The 18,541-nt window shown below is 71.2% G+C and carries 19 protein-coding genes; 2 read left to right on the forward strand and 17 right to left on the reverse strand.

Annotated features, from left to right (window positions below):
* Positions 1-176: 176 nt before the first annotated feature.
* From DX116_RS14525 to DX116_RS14545, 5 genes are all read right to left on the reverse strand, one after another.
* The gene (locus tag DX116_RS14525) at positions 177-1,643 is read right to left on the reverse strand and encodes a glutamate synthase subunit beta (protein ID WP_119704948.1); all 1,467 of its coding nucleotides are present in this window, start codon (positions 1,641-1,643) and stop codon (positions 177-179) included.
* Positions 1,636-6,198, reverse strand: coding sequence for a glutamate synthase large subunit (gltB, locus tag DX116_RS14530; RefSeq protein WP_119704949.1), 4,563 nt, complete (start codon positions 6,196-6,198; stop codon positions 1,636-1,638). Before gltB ends, DX116_RS14525 begins: the two co-directional genes overlap by 8 nt.
* A gap of 117 nt (positions 6,199-6,315) precedes the next feature.
* Entirely contained in the window at positions 6,316-6,750 is a 435-nt protein-coding gene (locus DX116_RS14535; protein ID WP_119704950.1) for a universal stress protein, read from the reverse strand.
* Positions 6,751-6,799: 49 nt separating this feature from the next.
* A complete protein-coding gene (locus tag DX116_RS14540; RefSeq protein WP_119704951.1) occupies positions 6,800-7,216 on the reverse strand; it encodes a universal stress protein in 417 nt (138 codons plus the stop codon).
* A gap of 87 nt (positions 7,217-7,303) precedes the next feature.
* Positions 7,304-8,035: a VIT1/CCC1 transporter family protein gene (locus DX116_RS14545; RefSeq protein ID WP_119704952.1), complete on the reverse strand. Its 732-nt coding sequence runs from the start codon at positions 8,033-8,035 to the stop codon at positions 7,304-7,306.
* A gap of 87 nt (positions 8,036-8,122) precedes the next feature.
* Between DX116_RS14545 and DX116_RS14550 the strand changes: the two genes are divergently transcribed.
* The gene (locus DX116_RS14550; RefSeq protein WP_119704953.1) at positions 8,123-9,184 is read left to right on the forward strand and encodes a threonine aldolase family protein; all 1,062 of its coding nucleotides are present in this window, start codon (positions 8,123-8,125) and stop codon (positions 9,182-9,184) included.
* Positions 9,185-9,333: 149 nt separating this feature from the next.
* Here DX116_RS14550 and lgt read toward each other — a convergent pair whose 3' ends face one another.
* From lgt to trpC, 4 genes are all read right to left on the reverse strand, one after another.
* The gene (gene lgt / locus DX116_RS14555; RefSeq protein WP_119704954.1) at positions 9,334-10,275 is read right to left on the reverse strand and encodes a prolipoprotein diacylglyceryl transferase; all 942 of its coding nucleotides are present in this window, start codon (positions 10,273-10,275) and stop codon (positions 9,334-9,336) included.
* 2 nt (positions 10,276-10,277) lie between these two features.
* Positions 10,278-11,075: a tryptophan synthase subunit alpha gene (gene trpA / locus DX116_RS14560; protein WP_119704955.1), complete on the reverse strand. Its 798-nt coding sequence runs from the start codon at positions 11,073-11,075 to the stop codon at positions 10,278-10,280.
* Positions 11,072-12,313, reverse strand: coding sequence for a tryptophan synthase subunit beta (gene trpB, locus DX116_RS14565; RefSeq protein ID WP_119704956.1), 1,242 nt, complete (start codon positions 12,311-12,313; stop codon positions 11,072-11,074). Before trpB ends, trpA begins: the two co-directional genes overlap by 4 nt.
* 81 nt (positions 12,314-12,394) lie before the next feature.
* Positions 12,395-13,201, reverse strand: a complete 807-nt coding sequence (trpC, locus tag DX116_RS14570) for an indole-3-glycerol phosphate synthase TrpC (protein ID WP_119704957.1) — start codon at positions 13,199-13,201, stop codon at positions 12,395-12,397.
* 106 nt (positions 13,202-13,307) lie between these two features.
* Between trpC and DX116_RS14575 the strand changes: the two genes are divergently transcribed.
* Positions 13,308-13,580, forward strand: a complete 273-nt coding sequence (locus DX116_RS14575) for a hypothetical protein (protein WP_119704958.1) — start codon at positions 13,308-13,310, stop codon at positions 13,578-13,580.
* Positions 13,581-13,593: 13 nt separating this feature from the next.
* Here the strand turns inward: DX116_RS14575 and DX116_RS14580 are convergent, their stop codons facing one another.
* From DX116_RS14580 to hisI, 8 genes are all read right to left on the reverse strand, one after another.
* Positions 13,594-14,022, reverse strand: a complete 429-nt coding sequence (locus DX116_RS14580; protein WP_119704959.1) for a DUF2752 domain-containing protein — start codon at positions 14,020-14,022, stop codon at positions 13,594-13,596.
* Positions 14,019-14,597: a DUF4190 domain-containing protein gene (locus tag DX116_RS14585; protein WP_119704960.1), complete on the reverse strand. Its 579-nt coding sequence runs from the start codon at positions 14,595-14,597 to the stop codon at positions 14,019-14,021. Before DX116_RS14585 ends, DX116_RS14580 begins: the two co-directional genes overlap by 4 nt.
* Before the next feature lie 12 nt (positions 14,598-14,609).
* Positions 14,610-14,804 carry an HGxxPAAW family protein gene (locus DX116_RS14590; RefSeq protein WP_119704961.1) on the reverse strand — a complete coding sequence of 65 codons (195 nt, stop codon included), beginning with the start codon at positions 14,802-14,804 and terminating at the stop codon, positions 14,610-14,612.
* Between the two features lie 99 nt (positions 14,805-14,903).
* The gene (locus DX116_RS14595; RefSeq protein WP_119704962.1) at positions 14,904-15,629 is read right to left on the reverse strand and encodes a sugar transferase; all 726 of its coding nucleotides are present in this window, start codon (positions 15,627-15,629) and stop codon (positions 14,904-14,906) included.
* Positions 15,626-16,354: an SDR family oxidoreductase gene (locus DX116_RS14600; protein WP_119704963.1), complete on the reverse strand. Its 729-nt coding sequence runs from the start codon at positions 16,352-16,354 to the stop codon at positions 15,626-15,628. The genes DX116_RS14595 and DX116_RS14600 overlap by 4 nt, the downstream gene beginning before the upstream one ends.
* Positions 16,351-17,550, reverse strand: a complete 1,200-nt coding sequence (locus DX116_RS14605; protein WP_119704964.1) for a glycosyltransferase family 4 protein — start codon at positions 17,548-17,550, stop codon at positions 16,351-16,353. Before DX116_RS14605 ends, DX116_RS14600 begins: the two co-directional genes overlap by 4 nt.
* Before the next feature lie 74 nt (positions 17,551-17,624).
* Entirely contained in the window at positions 17,625-18,203 is a 579-nt protein-coding gene (locus DX116_RS14610; protein ID WP_119704965.1) for a Trp biosynthesis-associated membrane protein, read from the reverse strand.
* Positions 18,200-18,538: a phosphoribosyl-AMP cyclohydrolase gene (hisI, locus tag DX116_RS14615; protein ID WP_378018842.1), complete on the reverse strand. Its 339-nt coding sequence runs from the start codon at positions 18,536-18,538 to the stop codon at positions 18,200-18,202. Before hisI ends, DX116_RS14610 begins: the two co-directional genes overlap by 4 nt.
* Between the last annotated feature and the right edge of the window lie 3 nt (positions 18,539-18,541).

The following is an 18,541-nucleotide window of genomic DNA, read 5'->3' on the forward strand; positions in this document are numbered from 1 at the left end:
ACGGTTACCCGCGAGTCATTTTTGTCGTTTCACACAACAAATTCATGAACAGTCGGTTTACCACGCCGGCAAGGGAGGCCTGCTCCGGGCGCGGGAGACTTTCCGCGCCCGGAGCAGGCTTGCCCCGCCCGGAAGACGTATGCCCTGCCGGCGTGGTAAACCGTTGCGTGCTGACGTCAGACCGTGAGGGGGCGTGCCGTCGGCGGGATGGGCGCGGGCAGCGTGGTCGAGCCCGACAGGTAGGCGTCGACGCCCGCCGCGGCCGAGCGTCCCTCGGCGATCGCCCAGACGATCAGGGACTGACCGCGTCCCACGTCGCCGGCCACGAACACGCCGTCGACGCTCGACATGTACGACTTGTCGCGCTTGACGTTGCCGCGCTCGTCGAGCTCGACACCGAGCTGGTCGACCAGGCCCTCGGTCTGCGGGCCCGTGAAGCCCATCGCGAACAGCACGAGCTGCGCCGGCAGGTCCTTCTCGGTGCCGGGCACCTCGGTGAGCTTGCCGTCGACGAACTCGACCTCGACGAGACGCAGGGCGCTCACGTTGCCCTCGTCGTCGCCGACGAACTCCTTCGTCGAGACCGAGTAGACGCGCTCCCCCGCCTCTTCGTGGGCCGACGACACGCGGTACGTCATGGGGTACGTCGGCCACGGCTGGTGGCCGGGACGCTCGGTGCCGGGGTTGGGCATGATCTCCAGCTGCGTGATGGAGCGGGCGCCCTGGCGCACCGACGTGCCGAGGCAGTCGGCGCCGGTGTCGCCGCCGCCGATGATGACGACGTCCTTGTCGGTGGCCAGGATCTGGCCCTCGACCTCTTCGCCGAGCGCCACCCGGTTGGCCTGGGGCAGGAACTCCATGGCCTGGTGGATGCCGGCGAGCTCGCGGCCGGGCGCCGGCAGGTCACGACGGACCGTGGCGCCGATCGCGAGCACGACCGCGTCGTAGCGGTCGCGCAGCTGCGAGCCGGTCAGCGTGTCGCCGACCTGCACACCGGTGCGGAACACCGTGCCCTCGCGCTCCATCTGCTCGATGCGGCGCTCGACCTGGATCTTCTCCATCTTGAACTCGGGGATGCCGTAGCGCAGCAGCCCACCGGGCTTGTCGTCGCGCTCGTACACCGCGACGGTGTGCCCGGCCCGCGTGAGCTGCTGGGCCGTGGCCAGACCCGCAGGACCCGAGCCGACGACCGCGACGGTCTTGCCCGTGAGCCACTCGGGCGGCTCGGGACGCACGCGGCGGTCGTCCCAGGCCTTGTCGATGATCGAGACCTCGACGTTCTTGATCGTCACCGCGTCGCGGTTGATGCCGACGACGCAGGCGGTCTCGCAGGGCGCGGGGCACAGGCGACCCGTGAACTCCGGGAAGTTGTTGGTCGCGTGCAGACGGTCGAGCGCCTCGTCCCAGTCGTCGCGCCAGACCAGGTCGTTCCACTCCGGGATCAGGTTGCCCAGGGGGCAGCCGTTGTGGCAGAACGGGATGCCGCAGTCCATGCACCGACCGGCCTGCTCGGTGATGATCGGCAGCAGCGCCCGGCCGGGCCCACCGGGGTAGACCTCGTTCCAGTCGTTGACGCGCTCCTCGACCGGACGCCGATCGGCGACCTGGCGGGGCGTGTTGATGAAACCTCTGGGATCAGCCACGAGCGGCCACCTCCATCATGCGAGCTGTGGTGTCTTCTTCGGACAGGCCTTCGGCCTCTGCGGCATCACGCGCCTCGAGCACGAGCCGGTAGTTGACCGGCATGATCTCGGTGAAACGGGTCAGCGACTGCTCCCAGTGCGAGAGGAGCTGCTCGGCCACGGCGGACCCGGTCTCCTCCAGGTGCTTTCGCACCAACCGCTCGAGCTCGGTCGCCGCGGCGTCGGGCACCGGTCGAAGCTCGACCATGTCCGGGTTGACCAGCGACTCGTCGAGGTCGAGGACGTACGCGGAACCGCCACTCATGCCGGCCGCGACGTTGCGGCCGGTGGCACCGAGGATCACGACGCGTCCGCCGGTCATGTACTCGAGCGCGTGGTCGCCCACGCCTTCGACGACGGCACTGGCACCGGAGTTGCGGACGCAGAAGCGCTCGCCCACGCGTCCGCGCAGGAAGATCTCTCCCCCGGTCGCGCCGAAGCCGATGACGTTGCCGGCCACGATGTGCGCCTCGGCCGTGAACTGGGCGTCGCGCGGCGGACGGACGATGATGCGCCCGCCCGACAGGCCCTTGCCGACGTAGTCGTTGCCGTCGCCCTCGAGCCGCAGCGTGATGCCCCTGGGCACGAAGGCGCCGAACGACTGGCCTGCCGAGCCGAGGAACGTCAGGTCGATCGTGTTCTCGGGCAGTCCCTCGCCGCGGTAGCGCTTCGTGACCTCGTGGCCGAGCATCGTGCCGACCGTGCGGTTGACGTTGCGGATCGCGACCTGCGCCCGCACCGGCTCACCGCGCTCGAGGGCGTCGGCGCTGAGCTCGATGAGCTCGTTGTCGAGCGCCCTGTCGAGGCTGTGATCCTGCGTCGTGGTGTTGTGCAGCGCAGCACCCTCGGGCAGCTCGGGCACGTAGAGGATCGGCGACAGGTCGAGACCGTCGGCCTTCCAGTGGTCGACCGCCTTGTCGATGTCGATGACCTCGGCGTGACCGACGGCCTCCTCGATCGACCGGAAGCCGAGGCTCGCGAGGTACTCGCGCACCTCCTGGGCGATGTACGTGAAGAAGTTGACGACGTACTCGGCCTTGCCGGAGTACTTCTCGCGCAGCGTCCGGTTCTGCGTGGCGACGCCCACCGGGCACGTGTCGAGGTGGCAGACCCGCATCATGATGCACCCGCTGACGACCAGCGGGGCCGTCGCGAAGCCGAACTCCTCGGCGCCCAGCAGTGCGGCGATGATGACGTCGCGGCCGGTCTTGAGCTGGCCGTCGGCCTGGACGACGATGCGGTCGCGCAGCCCGTTGATGAGCAGCGTCTGCTGGGTCTCGGCCAGGCCGAGCTCCCACGGTCCGCCGGCGTGCTTGAGCGACGTCAGGGGCGACGCGCCCGTGCCGCCGTCGTGACCGGAGATCAGCACCACGTCGGCCTTGGCCTTCGAGACGCCCGCCGCGACCGTTCCGACGCCGACCTCGGACACGAGCTTGACGTGCACGCGCGCGGACGGGTTGGCGTTCTTGAGGTCGTGGATGAGCTGCTTGAGGTCCTCGATCGAGTAGATGTCGTGGTGCGGCGGGGGCGAGATGAGGCCGACGCCGGGCGTCGAGTGACGGGTCCTGGCCACCCACGGGTAGACCTTCGGGCCCGGCAGCTGGCCGCCCTCACCCGGCTTGGCACCCTGCGCCATCTTGATCTGGATGTCGTCGGCGTTGGTCAGGTACTCCGACGTCACGCCGAAGCGTCCCGACGCGACCTGCTTGATCGACGAGCGGCGCTCGGGGTCGTACAGGCGCTCGGGGTCCTCGCCGCCCTCACCGGTGTTGGACTTGCCGCCGAGGCGGTTCATCGCGATCGCGAGGGTCTCGTGCGCCTCCTGGCTGATCGAGCCGTACGACATCGCACCGGTCGAGAAGCGCTTGACGATCTCGGAGACCGGCTCGACCTCGTCGATCGAGATGGCGGGGCGCAGCCCCTCCTTCAGGCCGAACAGTCCGCGCAGCGTCATGAGGCGCTCGGACTGGTCGTCGATGCGCGACGTGTACTGCTTGAAGATCTCGTACGAGCCCGTGCGGGTCGAGTGCTGCAGGCGGAAGACCGTCTCGGGGTCGAAGAGGTGCTCGGGGCCCTCGCGACGCCACTGGTACTCGCCGCCGACCTCGAGGTGGCGGCGCGGACCGGCGATGCCGCGGGTCGGGTAGGCGCGCTCGTGGCGCGAGCGGACCTCCTGGGCGATGACGTCGAGGCCGACGCCGCCGAGCTTGGACGAGGTGCCGGTGAAGTAGGCGTCGATGACCTCGTGCGACAGGCCGATCGCCTCGAAGATCTGCGCACCGGTGTACGACGCGACGGTCGAGACGCCGATCTTGCTCATGACCTTCAGGACGCCCTTGCCCAGCCCGTAGCGGACGTTGCGCAGCGCCTGGGCGGGCCTGACGCCCTCGACGAAGATCTTCTCGCGGGCGAGGTCCTCGGCCGACTCCAGCACGAGGTACGGGTTGACGGCGGTCGCGCCGTACCCGATCAGCAGAGCGACGTGGTGGACCTCGCGGACGTCGCCGGCCTCGATGATGAGCCCGGCCTGGCTGCGCAGCTTCTCGCGCACCATGTGGTGGTGCACCGCACCCGTCAGCAGCAGCGACGGGATGGGGGCCAGGTCGGCGTTGGAGTGCCGGTCGGACAGCACGATGATGCGGGCGCCGTCGGCGATGGCGCGCGACACCTCGGCGCAGATCTCGTCGAGCTTGGCGCGCATGGCTTCGCCCCCGCCGTCGACCTCGTAGAGGCCGCGGACGACGTGCACCGAGAAGCCCGGCATGTCGCCGTCCTTGTTCATGTGCCGGATCTTGGCGAGCTCGTCGTTGTCGAGCACCGGGAACGGCAGCTGCAGCATGCGGCACGACGCCGGGCTGGGCGCGAGCAGGTTGCGCTCGGGGCCGATCGTGCCGGCCAGCGACGTCACGACCTCCTCGCGGATCGCGTCGAGCGGCGGGTTGGTCACCTGGGCGAACAGCTGCGAGAAGTAGTCGAACAGCTGGCGCGGGCGGTCGGACAGCGCCGCGATGGGCGTGTCGGTGCCCATCGAGCCGATCGCCTCGGCGCCCGAGCGCGCGATGGGCGCGATCAGGACGCGCAGCTCTTCCTCGGTGTAGCCGAAGACCTGCTGGCGGCGCGTGACCGAGGCGTGGGTGTGGACGATGTGCTCGAGGTCGGGCAGGTCCTCGAAGCGCACGAGGCCGGAGTAGAGCCACTCGTCGTAGGGCTGCTCGGAGGCCAGTGCGTTCTTGATCTCGTGGTCCTCGACGATGCGGTGCTCGTCGAGGTCGAGCAGGAACATCTTGCCCGGCTCGACGCGACCCTTGCGGATGATCGTGGCCGGGTCGATGTCGAGCACGCCGGACTCGGACGCGAGCACGACGAGACCGTCGTCGGTGACCCAGTAGCGACCCGGACGCAGGCCGTTGCGGTCGAGCACGGCGCCGATCTGGGTGCCGTCGGTGAAGCAGACCGCGGCGGGTCCGTCCCACGGCTCCATCACGGACGAGTGGAACTCGTAGAACGCCCGGCGTGCGGGGTCCATGTCGGCGTTGTTCTCCCACGCCTCCGGCATCATCATCATGACGGCGTGCGGCAGGGTGCGGCCGCCCAGGTGCAGCAGCTCGAGCACCTCGTCGAACGAGGCCGTGTCGCTGCCGTGCGGGTCGCAGATCGGGAACAGGCGCTGCAGGTCGCCCGGGATGAGGTCGCTCTCGAGCATCGACTCGCGGGCCCGCATCCAGTTGCGGTTGCCGCGAGCGGTGTTGATCTCGCCGTTGTGCGCCACGAAGCGGAACGGGTGCGCGAGCGGCCAGCTGGGGAACGTGTTGGTCGAGAAGCGGCTGTGCACGATCGCGAGCGCCGACTCCATGCGCTCGTCGCCCAGGTCGGGGAAGAAGCCCTCGAGCTGGTCGGTCGTCAGCATGCCCTTGTAGACCAGGGTGCGGCTCGACAGCGTCGGGAAGTACACCTCGAGCTCGTGCTCGGCGCGCTTGCGCAGCGCGAAGGCGACGCGGTCGAGGTCGATGCCCGTACGGGGCGTGTCGCCACCGGCGGTGACGAACAGCAGTGCGAACGACGGCATGGCGCCGCGCGACATCGACCCCAGGATCTCGGGGTCGACCGGCACCTCGCGCCAGCCCAGCACCGTGAGGCCCTCCTCGGCGGCCAGGGCCTCGACCGAGGTGCGCGCCTCGGCGGCAGCGCCGGGCTCGACGGGCAGGAAGGCCATGCCGCACGCGTACGCGCCCGGCTCGGGCAGCTCGAACTCGGCGACCCCGCGCAGGAACCGGTCGGGCATCTGCAGGAGGATGCCCGCCCCGTCGCCGGTGTCGGGCTCGCCGCCCACGGCACCGCGGTGGTCGAGGTTGCGCAGGGCCGTGAGGCCCTTGAGCACGATGTCGTTGCTCGGAACGCCGGTCAGGGTCGCGACGAAGGCGACACCGCAGGCATCGTGCTCGTTGGCCGGGTCGTACAGACCCTGGGCCGGCGGCAGCGAGGCCTGAACCGTGAAGGACTGGGGCTGAGCGCGCATGCTGGAGCCCTTTCTACGTCATCGATGGTCACGAAAATTCGTACCGGGGACGACATTGGCCTCGGACAGCATCGCAAGATTACACGTTCGGGGCCTGGGTGTGCGCCCAGGCGTGCCCTAGACCGTCTTGACGATGTAGACGTCGCACGGGGCGTGCTGCGCGACGTCGGTGGCGACGCTGCCCAGCAGGCGTCCGATGCCCTGGACGCGCCGGTTGCCGACGACGATCAGGTCGGCACCGAGCCGCTTGGCCTCCTGCACCAGCGCCTCGGCCGGCTTGCCCTGGATGGGGCTGCTCTCGACGTGGGGCACGACGGTGCCGAGCGATGCGGCGACCTCGGCGGCGATCGCCTCGGCGGCCTCGCCGGGGGTCAGGGCGGGGACGTCGCTGAGCGGTCGCCCGGGCTCGGCCTGACCGCCGTGGCTGCGCGGGTCGACGGCGGTGAGGACGTGCAGGGTCGCGCCGGTGCTGGCGGCGAGCTCGGCAGCGACGGTCGCGGCCTTGCGCGAGCTCTCGCTCCCGTCGACTCCGACGAGGATGATCTTGGGCATGTGGTTCTCCTGAGGGTCGACCCTCAGCGTAGCGAGGGCGACGCGGTGGTCAGACCGTCTTGACGATGTAGACGTCGCACGGGGCGTGCTGCGCGACGTCGGTGGCGACGCTGCCCAGGAGGCGTCCGATGCCCTGGACGCGCCGGTTGCCGACCACGATCAGGTCGGCACCGATGTCGGTGGCGACCTGTACGAGCGCGTCGGCGGGCTTGCCGTGGGCGGGACCCGCCTGGACGTTGGGCACGATGCCGGTGAGCGACTCCGCGATCTCGGTGGCGGTCGCCTCGGCCGGCGACTGCAGTCGGACGTCGCCGACGTACTGGCCCTCGGCAGGACGGTCGCGGTCATCCGCGGCCATCATGACGTGCAGGGTCGCACCCGTGCTGGCAGCCAGCGAGGCGGCGGTCTCGGCGGCACGGCGCGAGCTGTCGCTACCGTCCACTCCGACGAGGATGATCTTGGGCATGGCTTTCTCCGTTCCGTCGAGCACAGAGTAACTCTCAGTTACCCCGACGTCGACAGGTTCGGCGACATCGTCTCCGGCGTCATGCGGTCAGCCGAGCGATGAACCCACGGCCTCGCCCACCAGGTAGGTCAGACCGGCCGCGGCGCCGCCCAGCACGAGCTGCCGCGTGCCGCCGAACCACCACGTGCGGGCGGTCACGCGGGTGACGACGGCTCCGCACGCGAACAGGCCGACCAGCGACAGCGTGATCGCCGGCCACGCCGACTCGATGCCCACGAGGTACGACAGCAGCGGGATGATCGCGCCGAGCGCGAACGAGAAGAACGACGACACCGCTGCCAGCATCGGCGAGGCCAGGTCGTCGGTGTCGACGCCGAACTCCTCGCGCGCGTGCACCCTGACAGCGTTCTCGGGGTCGAGGTGCACCTCGCGCGCCATCTCGCGGGCGGTGTCCTCGTCGATGCCCTTGTCGACGAACATGGCGGCCAGCTCAGCCTCCTCGGCCGGCTCGTTGGCGAGGATCTCGCGTCGCTCGATGTCGACCTGCTGGAGGGCGAACTCGCTCTGGCTCGCCACCGAGGTGTACTCCCCCGCTGCCATCGAGAACGCGCCGGCGGCCAGCCCGGCCAAGCCGGCCAGCACGACGGGCTGGGTGTCGGACGACTGGCTTCCGCCGACGACCCCCATCATCAGCGCGAAGTTCGAGACCAGGCCGTCCATCGCACCGAACACCGCGGGCCGCAGCCAGCCGCCGGTGACGTCGGGGTGCTCGTGCTGGATCTGCGCCGGGTCGGGCAGGGGCTCGTCGACATCGGTCATGGAGTGAAACTACGACGAGAGGGCGCGATCCGTCACCGAAGGCCAGGCTGACCTCGGCGCCAGCGCGGCCGGTGGCAGGCTGGTGCCGTGAGCGTCCACGAACAGTCCCGAGGTTTCGCCAGTGACAACTACGCCGGGGCGCACCCCGAGGTGCTGCAGGCCATCGCCTCCGCCAACGCAGGTCATCAGCCCGCCTACGGCGGCGACGAGTGGACCGCGCGGCTGCTCGAGACCATGCGTGGCCTGCTGGGCGACCAGGTCGAGGTGTTCCCGGTGTTCAACGGCACCGGCGCGAACGTCACGGCCCTCACGAGCCTCATGCCCCGGTGGGGCGCGGTCGTCACCACGTCGACGGCGCACATCAACACCGACGAGGGCGGAGCTCCCGAGCGTGTCAGCGGCCTCAAGCTGCTGACCGTCGACACCCCCGACGGCAAGCTCACCCCCGAGCTCGTCGACCGGCACGCGTGGGGGTGGGGCGACGAGCACCGCGCCCAGCCCCTGACCGTCAGCATCACGCAGACGACCGAGCTGGGCACCCTCTACACGGTCGACGAGGTCCGGGCGATCGCCGACCACGCGCACGAGCGCGGCATGGCCGTCCACATGGACGGCGCGCGCATCGCCAACGCGGCGGCGGCGCTGGGCGTGCCGCTGCGGGACTTCACGACCGATGCGGGCGTCGACATCCTCAGCTTCGGGGCGACCAAGAACGGGGCGCTGTACGGCGAGGCGGTCGTCGTGCTCGATCCGTCCGCCACCGAGGGCCTGCCCTACCTGCGCAAGCTCACGATGCAGCTGGCCTCGAAGATGCGCTTCGTCAGCGCGCAGCTGCTCGCCCTGCTGGAGGACGATCTGTACCTGCGCTCGGCCGGCCACGCCAACGCGATGGCGGCCCGGCTGCGGTCGTCCCTCGACGACGCGATCGCGTCCGGCGACCTCTCGGGCCTCTCCTTCAGCCAGCCCACCCAGGCCAATGCGGTCTTCGCGGTGCTCGACAACGCCGTCGCCGACCGCATCCGCGAGCGGGTGCGGTTCTACGACTGGGACCGCGCCGCCGGCGAGGTGCGCTGGATGACCGCCTTCGACACCACCGAGGCCGACGTGGACGCCTTCGCCGACGTCATCCGCGAGGAGCTCGCCCGCTGAGCGGTGCCGCCGATCGACCTGGCGCGGTGACCTGATCGCCCGTCGAGCGCCGGGCCGGTGCGGGAGTCGTCCATCCAGCCCCCTGATGCGCGGCTCGTCCACCGCCGCCGCCCGGGACGGACGACAGGCTCACCGCTCGGCGAGGTCGGTCAGTCTCCGTCGGCGCGCGTCGCCGATCGCTCGGCGTCGTTCGTCCGGTCGCTCTCGTCACCGTCGACCGCCTCGGCGTCCGCGGCCGGCTCGTCGGCGTCCGCCTCGATCCCGGCGTCGTCGGACGCCTCGGGCAGCGCGTCGGGCGCGGGCACGCGGTTGCGGGTCGCGACGAAGTACGTCAGGGCCAGCAGGAACACGATGATGGACGTCCACACGTTGAGGCGGAACGGTCCGATGTGGTTGACGGTGTCGATGCGCAGCGACTCGATCCAGACCCGTCCGGCCGTGTAGAACATCGCGTACAGCGCGAACGCGCGACCACCCGTCAGGCGGACCTTGCGGTCGATCGCGATGATCAGGGCAGCCGCGGCCAGGTTCCAGAGCAGCTCGTACAGGAACGTCGGGTGGAAGGTCTCGAACTGCGCGTAGCCGGGAGGCCGCTTGTCGGGGGCGATCTCGAGACCCCAGGGCAGATCGGTGGGACGCCCGAACAGCTCCTGGTTGAAGTAGTTGCCGATGCGTCCGATCGCCTGGGCGACCAGCAGGCCGGGTGCGAGGGCGTCGGCCACCTTCGAGAACGACGCACCGTAGCGGCGGCAGCCGATGTAGGCGCCCAGCGCACCGCCGAGGACCGCGCCCCAGATCCCGAGCCCGCCCTTCCAGATCAAGAACACGTCGACGGCGTGGCGGCCCTGGCCGAAGTACAGCTCGGGGTCGGTCATCACGTGGTAGATGCGGGCGCCGACGATGCCGAACGGGATGGCCCAGATGGCGATGTCGCCGATCAGCCCGGGCCGTCCGCCGCGGGCCTGGAAGCGCCTCTCGCCGATCCAGATCGCGACGAGCGCTCCGATGATGATGCCGAGCGCGTACGCCCTCAGCGGCAGGGGTCCGAGGTGCCAGACCCCCTGCGACGGACTCGGGATGTACGCGAGCATGGTCAGCTCCTCTCGACGCCGGCGCGCAGGTCGTTCGCCAGCGCGCGGATCGCATCGATCCCGGCGGCCTCGTCGGGTGCGTCCAGCAGACAGCGTACGAGGGCAGACCCCACGATGACGGCGTCCGCGTACGCGGCGATCTCGTGGGCCTGGGTGCCGTTGGACACACCGAGACCGACGCCGACGGGCTTGTCGCTGACCGCACGCACACGCGCGACCAGCTGCTCGCCGAGCGAGCTGGTCTGCTCGCGGGCTCCCGTGACGCCCATGACCGCGGTCGCGTAGACGAAGCCGCTGGCCGCCTCGACCGTCATCGCGAGACGCTCGTCGGTCGACGACGGGGCCACCAGGAACACGCGGTCGAGGTCGTGGGCCGCCGACGCGTCGATCCACTCGCCGGCCTCGTCGGGGATGAGGTCGGGCGTGATGAGGCCCGAGCCGCCGGCGGCGGCCAGGTCGGCGGCGAACCGCTCGACCCCGTGCCGCTCGACCGGGTTCCAGTACGTCATCACCACGGTCGGGACACCGGTCGCCGCGGTCGCCTCGACCACGTCGAACACGTCGTTCGTGCGAGCGCCGGCGGCCAGCGCCTGCTCGGCCGCGGCCTGGATGACGGGGCCGTCCATCACCGGGTCGCTGTAGGGAAGGCCGATCTCGACGAGGTCGACACCGCCCTCGACCATCGCCCGGATGGCTCGGATCGACTGCTCCTTGGTCGGGAAGCCCGACGGCAGGTAGCCGACGAGCGCCGCGCGGTTCTCGCTGCGCGTGCGGGCGAACAGCTCGTCGATGACCGTCACAGCTGCTCGCCCTCCTCGAGGACGACCGGGTCGTCGATGAGGCCGAAGTACTCGGCGGCGGTGTGCACGTCCTTGTCGCCGCGGCCCGACAGGTTGACCAGGATCGTCGAGTCGGGACCGAGCTCCTCGGCCAGCCGGAGCGCGCCGGCCAGGGCGTGGGCCGACTCGATGGCCGGGATGATGCCCTCGGTCTTGCACAGCAGGTCGAAGGCCGACATCGCCTCGGCGTCGGTGGCTGGCACGTAGGACGCCCGCCCCGTGTCGGCGAGGAACGAGTGCTCGGGCCCGACACCCGGGTAGTCGAGGCCTGCCGAGATCGAGTGCGACTCGAGGGTCTGTCCGTCCTCGTCCTGCAGCAGGAACGACCGGGCGCCGTGCAGCACGCCGACGTCGCCGCCGGTGATGGTCGCGGCGTGGCGGCCGCTCTCGACCCCGTCTCCCCCGGCCTCGATGCCGACCAGGCGCACGTCGGGGTCGTCGATGAAGGCCGTGAACAGGCCGATCGCGTTGGAGCCGCCACCCACGCAGGCGACGGCGGCATCGGGAAGACGCCCGTCGAGGGTCAGGCACTGGGCCCGCGCCTCGTCGCCGATGCCGCGGGTGAGGTCGCGGACCATCGACGGGAACGGGTGCGGACCGGCTGCCGTGCCGAACAGGTACGAGGTGGTGTCGACGCTGGCGACCCAGTCGCGCAACGCCTCGTTGATCGCGTCCTTGAGGGTGCGGCTGCCGCTCGTCACCGAGACGACCTCGGCGCCGAGCATCTTCATGCGGGCCACGTTGAGGGCCTGGCGCTCGGTGTCGACCTCGCCCATGTAGACCGTGCACTGCAGGTCGAGGTACGCGCAGGCCGTGGCGGAGGCGACGCCGTGCTGGCCCGCCCCGGTCTCGGCGATCGCGCGCGGCTTGCCGATGCGCTTGGCGAGCAGGGCCTGGCCGATCACGTTGCGGATCTTGTGGGCACCGGTGTGGTTGAGGTCCTCGCGCTTGAGCAAGATGCGGGCTCCCGCCGCCTCGGAGAACCGGTGCGCCTCGTACAGGGGGCTGGGGACGTTGGCGTACTCGCGCAGCATCCGGTCGAGCTCGGCGGTGAACGCGGGATCGGCCTTCGCCTCGATCCATGCGCGGTCGAGCTCGTCGAGCGGGGCGACCAGCGCCTCCGGCATGAAGCGGCCGCCGAAGCGTCCGAAGTGTCCCGTGGTGTCGGGCTGCGAGTAGGCGGGCTGTGGCTGGTTCATGGGTTCCTCATTGGTCAGGTCGACGACGCCGGAGGGCGCGAGTGCAGGCGAGGGCGCGCCACCGCCGCAGCGGTGACGCCGCTACCACCGATGCTGCAGGGCGGGGTGGGCGCCGGCGGCGACGAGATCGGCGACCGTGGCGCGCGGGTCATCGCCTCGCACGAGCGTCTCGCCGACGAGGATGACGTTGGCGCCGGCCTTGGCGTAGTCGATGACGTCACGCGGTCCGCGCACGCCCGAGGCCGCGACCTTGACCGCGGTGCTCGGGATGAGGGGCGACAGACGCTCGAACGTCGAGCGGTCGACCTCGAGGGTCTTGAGGTTGCGGGCGTTGACGCCGATGAGGTCGGCACCGGCGTCGACGGCACGCTGGACCTCCTCGGCGTCGTTGACCTCGACCAGAGGCGTGAGGCCGATCGAGCGGGCGCGCTCGACGAGGCTCTCGAGCGCGATCTGCTCGAGGGCGGCCACGATCAGCAGCGCCATGTCGGCGCCCGCAGCGCGCGCCTCCCACAGCTGGTAGGAGGTGGTGATGAAGTCCTTGCGCAGCAGCGGCACGTCGACCGTGCCGCGCACCGCGCGGAGGTCGGCGAGGGTGCCGCCGAAGCGGCGCTCCTCCGTCAGGACGCTGATCGCGGCGGCACCGCCGGCCGCATAGTCGGCGGCCAGGGCGGCGGGGTCCTTGATCGCGGCGAGCGCGCCCTCGCTGGGGCTGGACCGCTTCACCTCGGCGATAACCGAGACACCGTCGGACCTGAACGCCGGCATCGGGTCGAGCGCCGGGTGCTGGCGGGAGGCCCGCTCCTTGAGGTCGTCGAGCGAGGTGTTCGCCATGCGCGCCTCGAGATCTTCGGCCACACCGACGAGGATGTCGTCGAGTACTGACATGACTCCTCCTTCGCACCGGCTCGTGGTCGTGTGTTACCAGGGTATCCCGGACGCTGAGCGACATGCGCCGGGGCTGCCACCTGGTGCTGCTCACTATGCTCACCGCATGTCAGGTCCAGCCGCGCCGCCGGCCGTCAGCCGCAAGGCCGTCTACAGCCTGGCGTGCGGAGCGCTGGCGTTCGCCGCCATCTACCTCGACCCGTTCGCCGGCCTCCTGGTGGCGCTGCCGTGCATCGCGAGCGGCGTGCACGCCCGCACCGAGATCGCCGCGTCGAAGGGTCGGCTGACGGGCGACACCGTGGCCGTGATCGGCCTGATGGTCGGCGGCGGAGCGATCGTGACCGTCGTGCTGTCCTGGGCGCTCGACCTGTTCGGCTAGCGGCACCTCACGGTCAGGGCGCGAGCCACGCACCCCACGGCGTCACGCGGAGCAGGCCGAAGGCGGCGAACGCAGCCAGCACGGACAGCGCGCCACCGGTGGTGACGCGCACGAGCACCGCGTCGGAGTCGCCGGCGGCGCGCCGTGCGACCCACACGACCCACAGCACCGCGCACGCGACGACCAGCGCCACCGCCCCCGCGTTGCTGCCGGCCGCAGCCACCACGTCGCCGCGGGCGAGGTCGTTGACCGCGCGCAGTCCCCCGCACCCGGGACACGGCAGGCCGGTCAGCGACTGGAAGGGACAGAACCCGTACGACCCGCTGACGTGCGGGTCGCGCAGCCGCAGCAGCGCCGCTGCACCCAGCCCGCCAGCACCGAGCAGCAGCGGCGTGCGAAGCGCACGGAGCCGCGACGGCGCAGGCTGGCCGTGCGTCGTCACTGGACCGACGCGACCACGATCAGGGCGATGACCGCGCCCCAGATGAGGGTGCCGATGATGCCCGTGACCAGGCCCGCGATGGCCATGCCACGGCCCTCGACCGTGCCGTGCGGGGCGTCGTCGATCTCGTTGCGCGCCAGCACTGACAGGAGCACCGCGATCGGACCGATGATCAGGCCGACGTAGCAGAACAGGATCGACACGATGCCGAAGACCAGGCCCAGCACCGCCTTGGTGGAGGTGACACCGCGCGGCTGGTAGCCGTACCCCTGCTGGGGATAGCCGTAGCTCGGGGGCGGACCGAATCCGTGCTCGGGCGTCTGCCCGTAGACCGGCGGACCTTGTCCGAACGACGGCGGCACCTGGCCGTAGCCCGCCGGCGGCACCTGCCCGTAGCCCGGCGGCGGCACCTGGCCGTAGCCGGGTGGAGGAGGTGCTTGCCCGTAACCGGGCGCAGGAGCCTGGCCGTAGCCCGGCGGGGGCGCCTGGCCCGGGTCGGAGGCCGAGCCGGGACCGTTGTCACCCTGCCCCGGGTCGTCGCCGGGGTAGCTCGGGTACCGCGGCTGGTCGCTCATGGAGGAGCCGGCTCAGTGCTCGGCGCGGTCGACGCCCATGCCGGCAGCGGCCATGACGCGCCCGACGACGCCGGCGAGCAGCGCGATGACGACGCCGATCCAGAACAGCGGCCAGTTGGGATCGGGGATCAGCGCGACGCCGCCGATCGTGATGCCGACGAGGCACATGATTACTCCGGTCCAAGCGGCGGGCGACGATCCGTGCATGGGTGAGACTCTCCTCGTGGTGGCTGATCTGAGCCTCAGACTACTGGGTGGCGGCGCCTCGGCGGCACGCGCCCGACCGTGCCGCGTCGTCGACGCGCGTCAGACCGCCTCGGGCGCGATCGCCTCGTCGGCGTCCGCCCTGACGGCGACTATCGTGCGCCGACCAGCGCTGGAGCGACGGTCGATCAGGTCGAGCACGCCCTGGTAGGTGTACGCCTTCTTGATGCCGATCACGATCAGGACGGTCGCGAGCAGGATCGACACGTCGAGCCAGATCGAGTAGCGCCGCACGCACGCCCGGCAGTAGGCGCCCTCGAGCGTCAGACGCTCCAGGTCGGTCAGCGCCGAGCGACCGACCAGCTGGGCGGGCCCCGTGAGCCCCGACTTGGTGAGGAACCGGTCGTCGGCCGTGGGGTACTCGTCGCGCAGCGCCGCGACGACGTTCTCGGGCAGCGGACGGTTGCCCACGATGCTCATCTGGCCCCGCAGCACGTGCACCAGCTGCGGGATCTCGGTGATGCCGCACCGCTCGAGCAGACGGCCCACACGGGTGTACAGCGGCGAGTCGGGCGCGATGTTGAGGAACCGCACGTCGTTCTGGATCGGGACCGTCGAGCGGTTGACCAGCGCCTCGGCGTTCTTGACCATCGTGCGGAACTTCACGATGCGCAGCACGTCCTCGGTGGACACGCGGCGCATCGACCGGTACAGCACCGGACGTCCGCTCGACAGCAGCACGGCCAGGCCGGCCAGCAGCAGGACCGGGACCCAGATCACGGCTGCGAGGCCCGTGATGACGACGTCGAGTGCGCGCTTCTTGTTCATGGCAGGCCGTTCCTATCTGAGGCGGACAGGTGGAGCTCGAGCGACGGACCGGGAGTGGACGCTCGCGGGGGAAGAACGGGGGTGAGGAGCAGCCGGACGGCGTGGGCGACCAGCCACAGGCGGGCGTCGACGCCGCTGACACGCGTGCGCGAGGACCGGCCGAGCCGGTCGATCGTCGCCGCGAGGCCGCGGTAGGTGGTGTGCAGGCCCAGGAGCCCCCGACGGGACGTGCCGTCGACGATCCGGCCGGGGTAGACGACCGAGAAGGTCGCGTGGGCGGACGTGCGGGCCACGACGTCGGCGAGCTGCTGCTCGACCAGGCACTTCCAGCCGCCGTAGTGGCGACGGTCGGGCCCCGGCGCCAGCGCGATGACCGACGAGATCAGGACGACCGCGACCGGACGACCGGCGGTGGCCGCGAGGACGCGCTCGATGCCGCCGAGGTCGCGCGCCACGTGCTGGGCCTCGAGCTCGCCGCGCGAGGGGCCGGGGTGGACCGGGCCCAGTGCGCACACGACCAGGCGGACCTCCCCGTCGCCCGCGCCGAGCAGGGCCATGTCCTGGTCGATCCGCAGGACGCTCGCGTCGCCACCCGAGAGAGCGGCGCAGTCGTCCGCGTCACGAGCCACGAGGTAGACCGCGTCGCCGTTCACCACGGCCCGCCGCGACACCGCGAGGCCGGCTCTCGTGCGCGGACCGGTCACGATCGTGGTGCGCGTGCTCATCGCGACGCACCCACGCTGCCGGCCAGCACCCGCTCGAAGCGGTCGGCGCAGACGGACATGGCGAACTCGCGCTCGGCGAGGTCGCGAGCCGCGGCGCCGATCTCGTCGCGTCGCGGCGCGTCGTCGAGCAGCGCCGCGACCCAGGCGGCCGCACCGGGCAGGTCGTGCTGCGCAGGCGCGAACACGGCACCGCCGGTGCGGGCCACGAGGTCGGCCGCCGCGTTCTCGGCCGGCATGAGCCCCACCACCGGCCGGCCGGCGCACAGGTACGACAGGGTCTTGGACGGCACCGAGAACGCACCCGCCTGCTGGTCGAGCAGCACGACCAGGACGTCGCCGGTGGCGAGCACCTCGGGCAGGCGGTCGTACGGCTGGAACGGCAGGAGCGTGAGGGGCACCGACCGCTGCACCGCCTCGCGCCGCAGCAGCTCGACCGCGGGGCCCTCGTTGACCACCACGAGGCGCACGTCGCGGCCGGCCCGGCGCACCTCGTCGGTCAGTGCCACCAGCAGGGCCGGATCGTGCTTGAGGCCCAGCGTGCCGGAGTAGAGCAGGGTCATGGTGTCGTCGAGCTCGTTCTCGACCGCCCAGTCGTTCTTGCGGTCGCAGGGCACGATCTCGTCGAGCGGGGCCCAGTTGGGGATGACGGTGACCTTGTCGGCCGTGCCCCACGACTGGTGCACGGGCACGAACGACTCCGCGATGACCACGACGGCCGCCGAGCGACGCGAGCACCAACGCTCGGCGATCTCGAAGGCACCGGCGACGAGGGCGAACGACCTGGACAGCTTGGCGCCGGCGAACGACCGCACCGCCACCGCGTAGACGTCCTGGTGCCACAGCACCCAGGGCGTGCGGGTCAGCATCATGGCGGCCGCGAACACCACGAGCGTCGGCACCTGCACATTGGACATCAGGGCGACCTCGGGACGGACCGCCCGCACGTGCCGCACCAGGTGCACCCCCAGCCACAGCTCCTGGAAGAGGCGCTTCACGAAGCTGGACTTGTCGAAGACGAGGCCGTCGCCGACGGTCTGGAACTCCAGCGACTCGCCGGGCTCGGCGGCCAGTCGGCCCTTGCCCGAGACGTAGGCGGCGCACGAGGAGTGGACGACGTCGTGGCCCCGACGAGCCAGCTCGCGGCTCAGCTGCACCTGGAAGGGATGACCGCTGAAGTCGTGAACGAGGACTCTCATCCGACCGGCCCCTTCGTCTCGGTGTCGAACATCACACCTACGACAACGAGCGGAGAAACTCGGTGTTACGGACGTCAGGCGGTGGGGTCGTCGCCCCGGTCCATGGCCTTCCACATGTCGGTGTCGCTCGTGCCCGGGGCCGGTCGGCGAGCCGACGGGGCGTCGTAGCGGCTGCTCATCGTGGGCCACGCGCCCGCGAACCGCACCGTGGCGGCACCGAGCACGGCGGCCACGACGAAGGCGGCGATCGCCAGCAGGTACCACGGGGCGTAGGAGATCTCGCCGAGCGACGCCGGGCCCGTGTAGGCCGGCGACTTCTCGGCCGCGGCGCGCAGGGCGTCGTCGAGAGCGGCGGTGCCGGACCGGGGCACCAACACGATCGCGGCGACCGACACGACGGTCGTCAGGCCGCCGACGACCCGGCGCATGCGCGGACCCGCGGCGAGGATCGCCAGGGCCGCCGCGACGACGACGACCGCGAGCGCCGACACCAGCGGCTGCGCGTCGGAGCCGCTCACCGCGACGTCGGCCGACGCGAGCCCTTGTGGACGCAGCTCGGCCTGGGCCCAGGTGCGACCGACCGCGACGAAGGCGAGGCCACCCGCGGCCAACGTCGCCAGCACGACGGGGGCGTACAGCCGGCGCGGTGTCACAGGAGCTGGTCTGCGTCGAAGCACGTGGTGTCGCCGGTGTGGCACGCGCCGCCGGTCTGGTCGACCGTCACGAGCAGCGTGTCTCCGTCGCAGTCGAGGCGCACCCCCCGCACCACCTGGACGTGGCCGGACGTCTCGCCCTTGACCCAGTACTCCTGACGGCTGCGGCTCCAGTAGGTGCCGCGCCCGGTGGTGAGGGTGCGGTGCAGCGCCTCGTCGTCCATCCAGCCGACCATCAGGACGTCGCGGGTGGTGGCGTCCTGGACGACGGCGGGCACGAGGCCGTCGGCATCGCGCTTGAGGCGCGCCGCCACGGCAGGATCGAGGGAGGTCACGTC

The sequence above is a fragment of the Aeromicrobium endophyticum genome, assembly GCF_003586285.1.
In the GTDB taxonomy this organism is placed as follows: Bacteria; Actinomycetota; Actinomycetes; order Propionibacteriales; family Nocardioidaceae; genus Aeromicrobium; species Aeromicrobium endophyticum.

Excerpts from the sequence above, each read along its gene's own strand:
- DX116_RS14605 (WP_119704964.1), bottom strand. The coding sequence starts at position 17,550 with ATGAGAGTCCTCGTTCACGACTTCAGCGGTCATCCCTTCCAGGTGCAG.
- trpC (WP_119704957.1), bottom strand. The coding sequence starts at position 13,201 with ATGTCAGTACTCGACGACATCCTCGTCGGTGTGGCCGAAGATCTCGAG.
- DX116_RS14590 (WP_119704961.1), bottom strand. The coding sequence starts at position 14,804 with ATGCACGGATCGTCGCCCGCCGCTTGGACCGGAGTAATCATGTGCCTC.
- trpB (WP_119704956.1), bottom strand. The coding sequence starts at position 12,313 with ATGAACCAGCCACAGCCCGCCTACTCGCAGCCCGACACCACGGGACAC.
- DX116_RS14595 (WP_119704962.1), bottom strand. The coding sequence starts at position 15,629 with ATGAACAAGAAGCGCGCACTCGACGTCGTCATCACGGGCCTCGCAGCC.
- DX116_RS14575 (WP_119704958.1), top strand. The coding sequence starts at position 13,308 with ATGTCAGGTCCAGCCGCGCCGCCGGCCGTCAGCCGCAAGGCCGTCTAC.
- DX116_RS14535 (WP_119704950.1), bottom strand. The coding sequence starts at position 6,750 with ATGCCCAAGATCATCCTCGTCGGAGTCGACGGGAGCGAGAGCTCGCGC.
- DX116_RS14545 (WP_119704952.1), bottom strand. The coding sequence starts at position 8,035 with ATGACCGATGTCGACGAGCCCCTGCCCGACCCGGCGCAGATCCAGCAC.
- lgt (WP_119704954.1), bottom strand. The coding sequence starts at position 10,275 with ATGCTCGCGTACATCCCGAGTCCGTCGCAGGGGGTCTGGCACCTCGGA.
- DX116_RS14600 (WP_119704963.1), bottom strand. The coding sequence starts at position 16,354 with ATGAGCACGCGCACCACGATCGTGACCGGTCCGCGCACGAGAGCCGGC.
- DX116_RS14585 (WP_119704960.1), bottom strand. The coding sequence starts at position 14,597 with ATGAGCGACCAGCCGCGGTACCCGAGCTACCCCGGCGACGACCCGGGG.
- gltB (WP_119704949.1), bottom strand. The coding sequence starts at position 6,198 with ATGCGCGCTCAGCCCCAGTCCTTCACGGTTCAGGCCTCGCTGCCGCCG.
- DX116_RS14540 (WP_119704951.1), bottom strand. The coding sequence starts at position 7,216 with ATGCCCAAGATCATCCTCGTCGGAGTGGACGGTAGCGACAGCTCGCGC.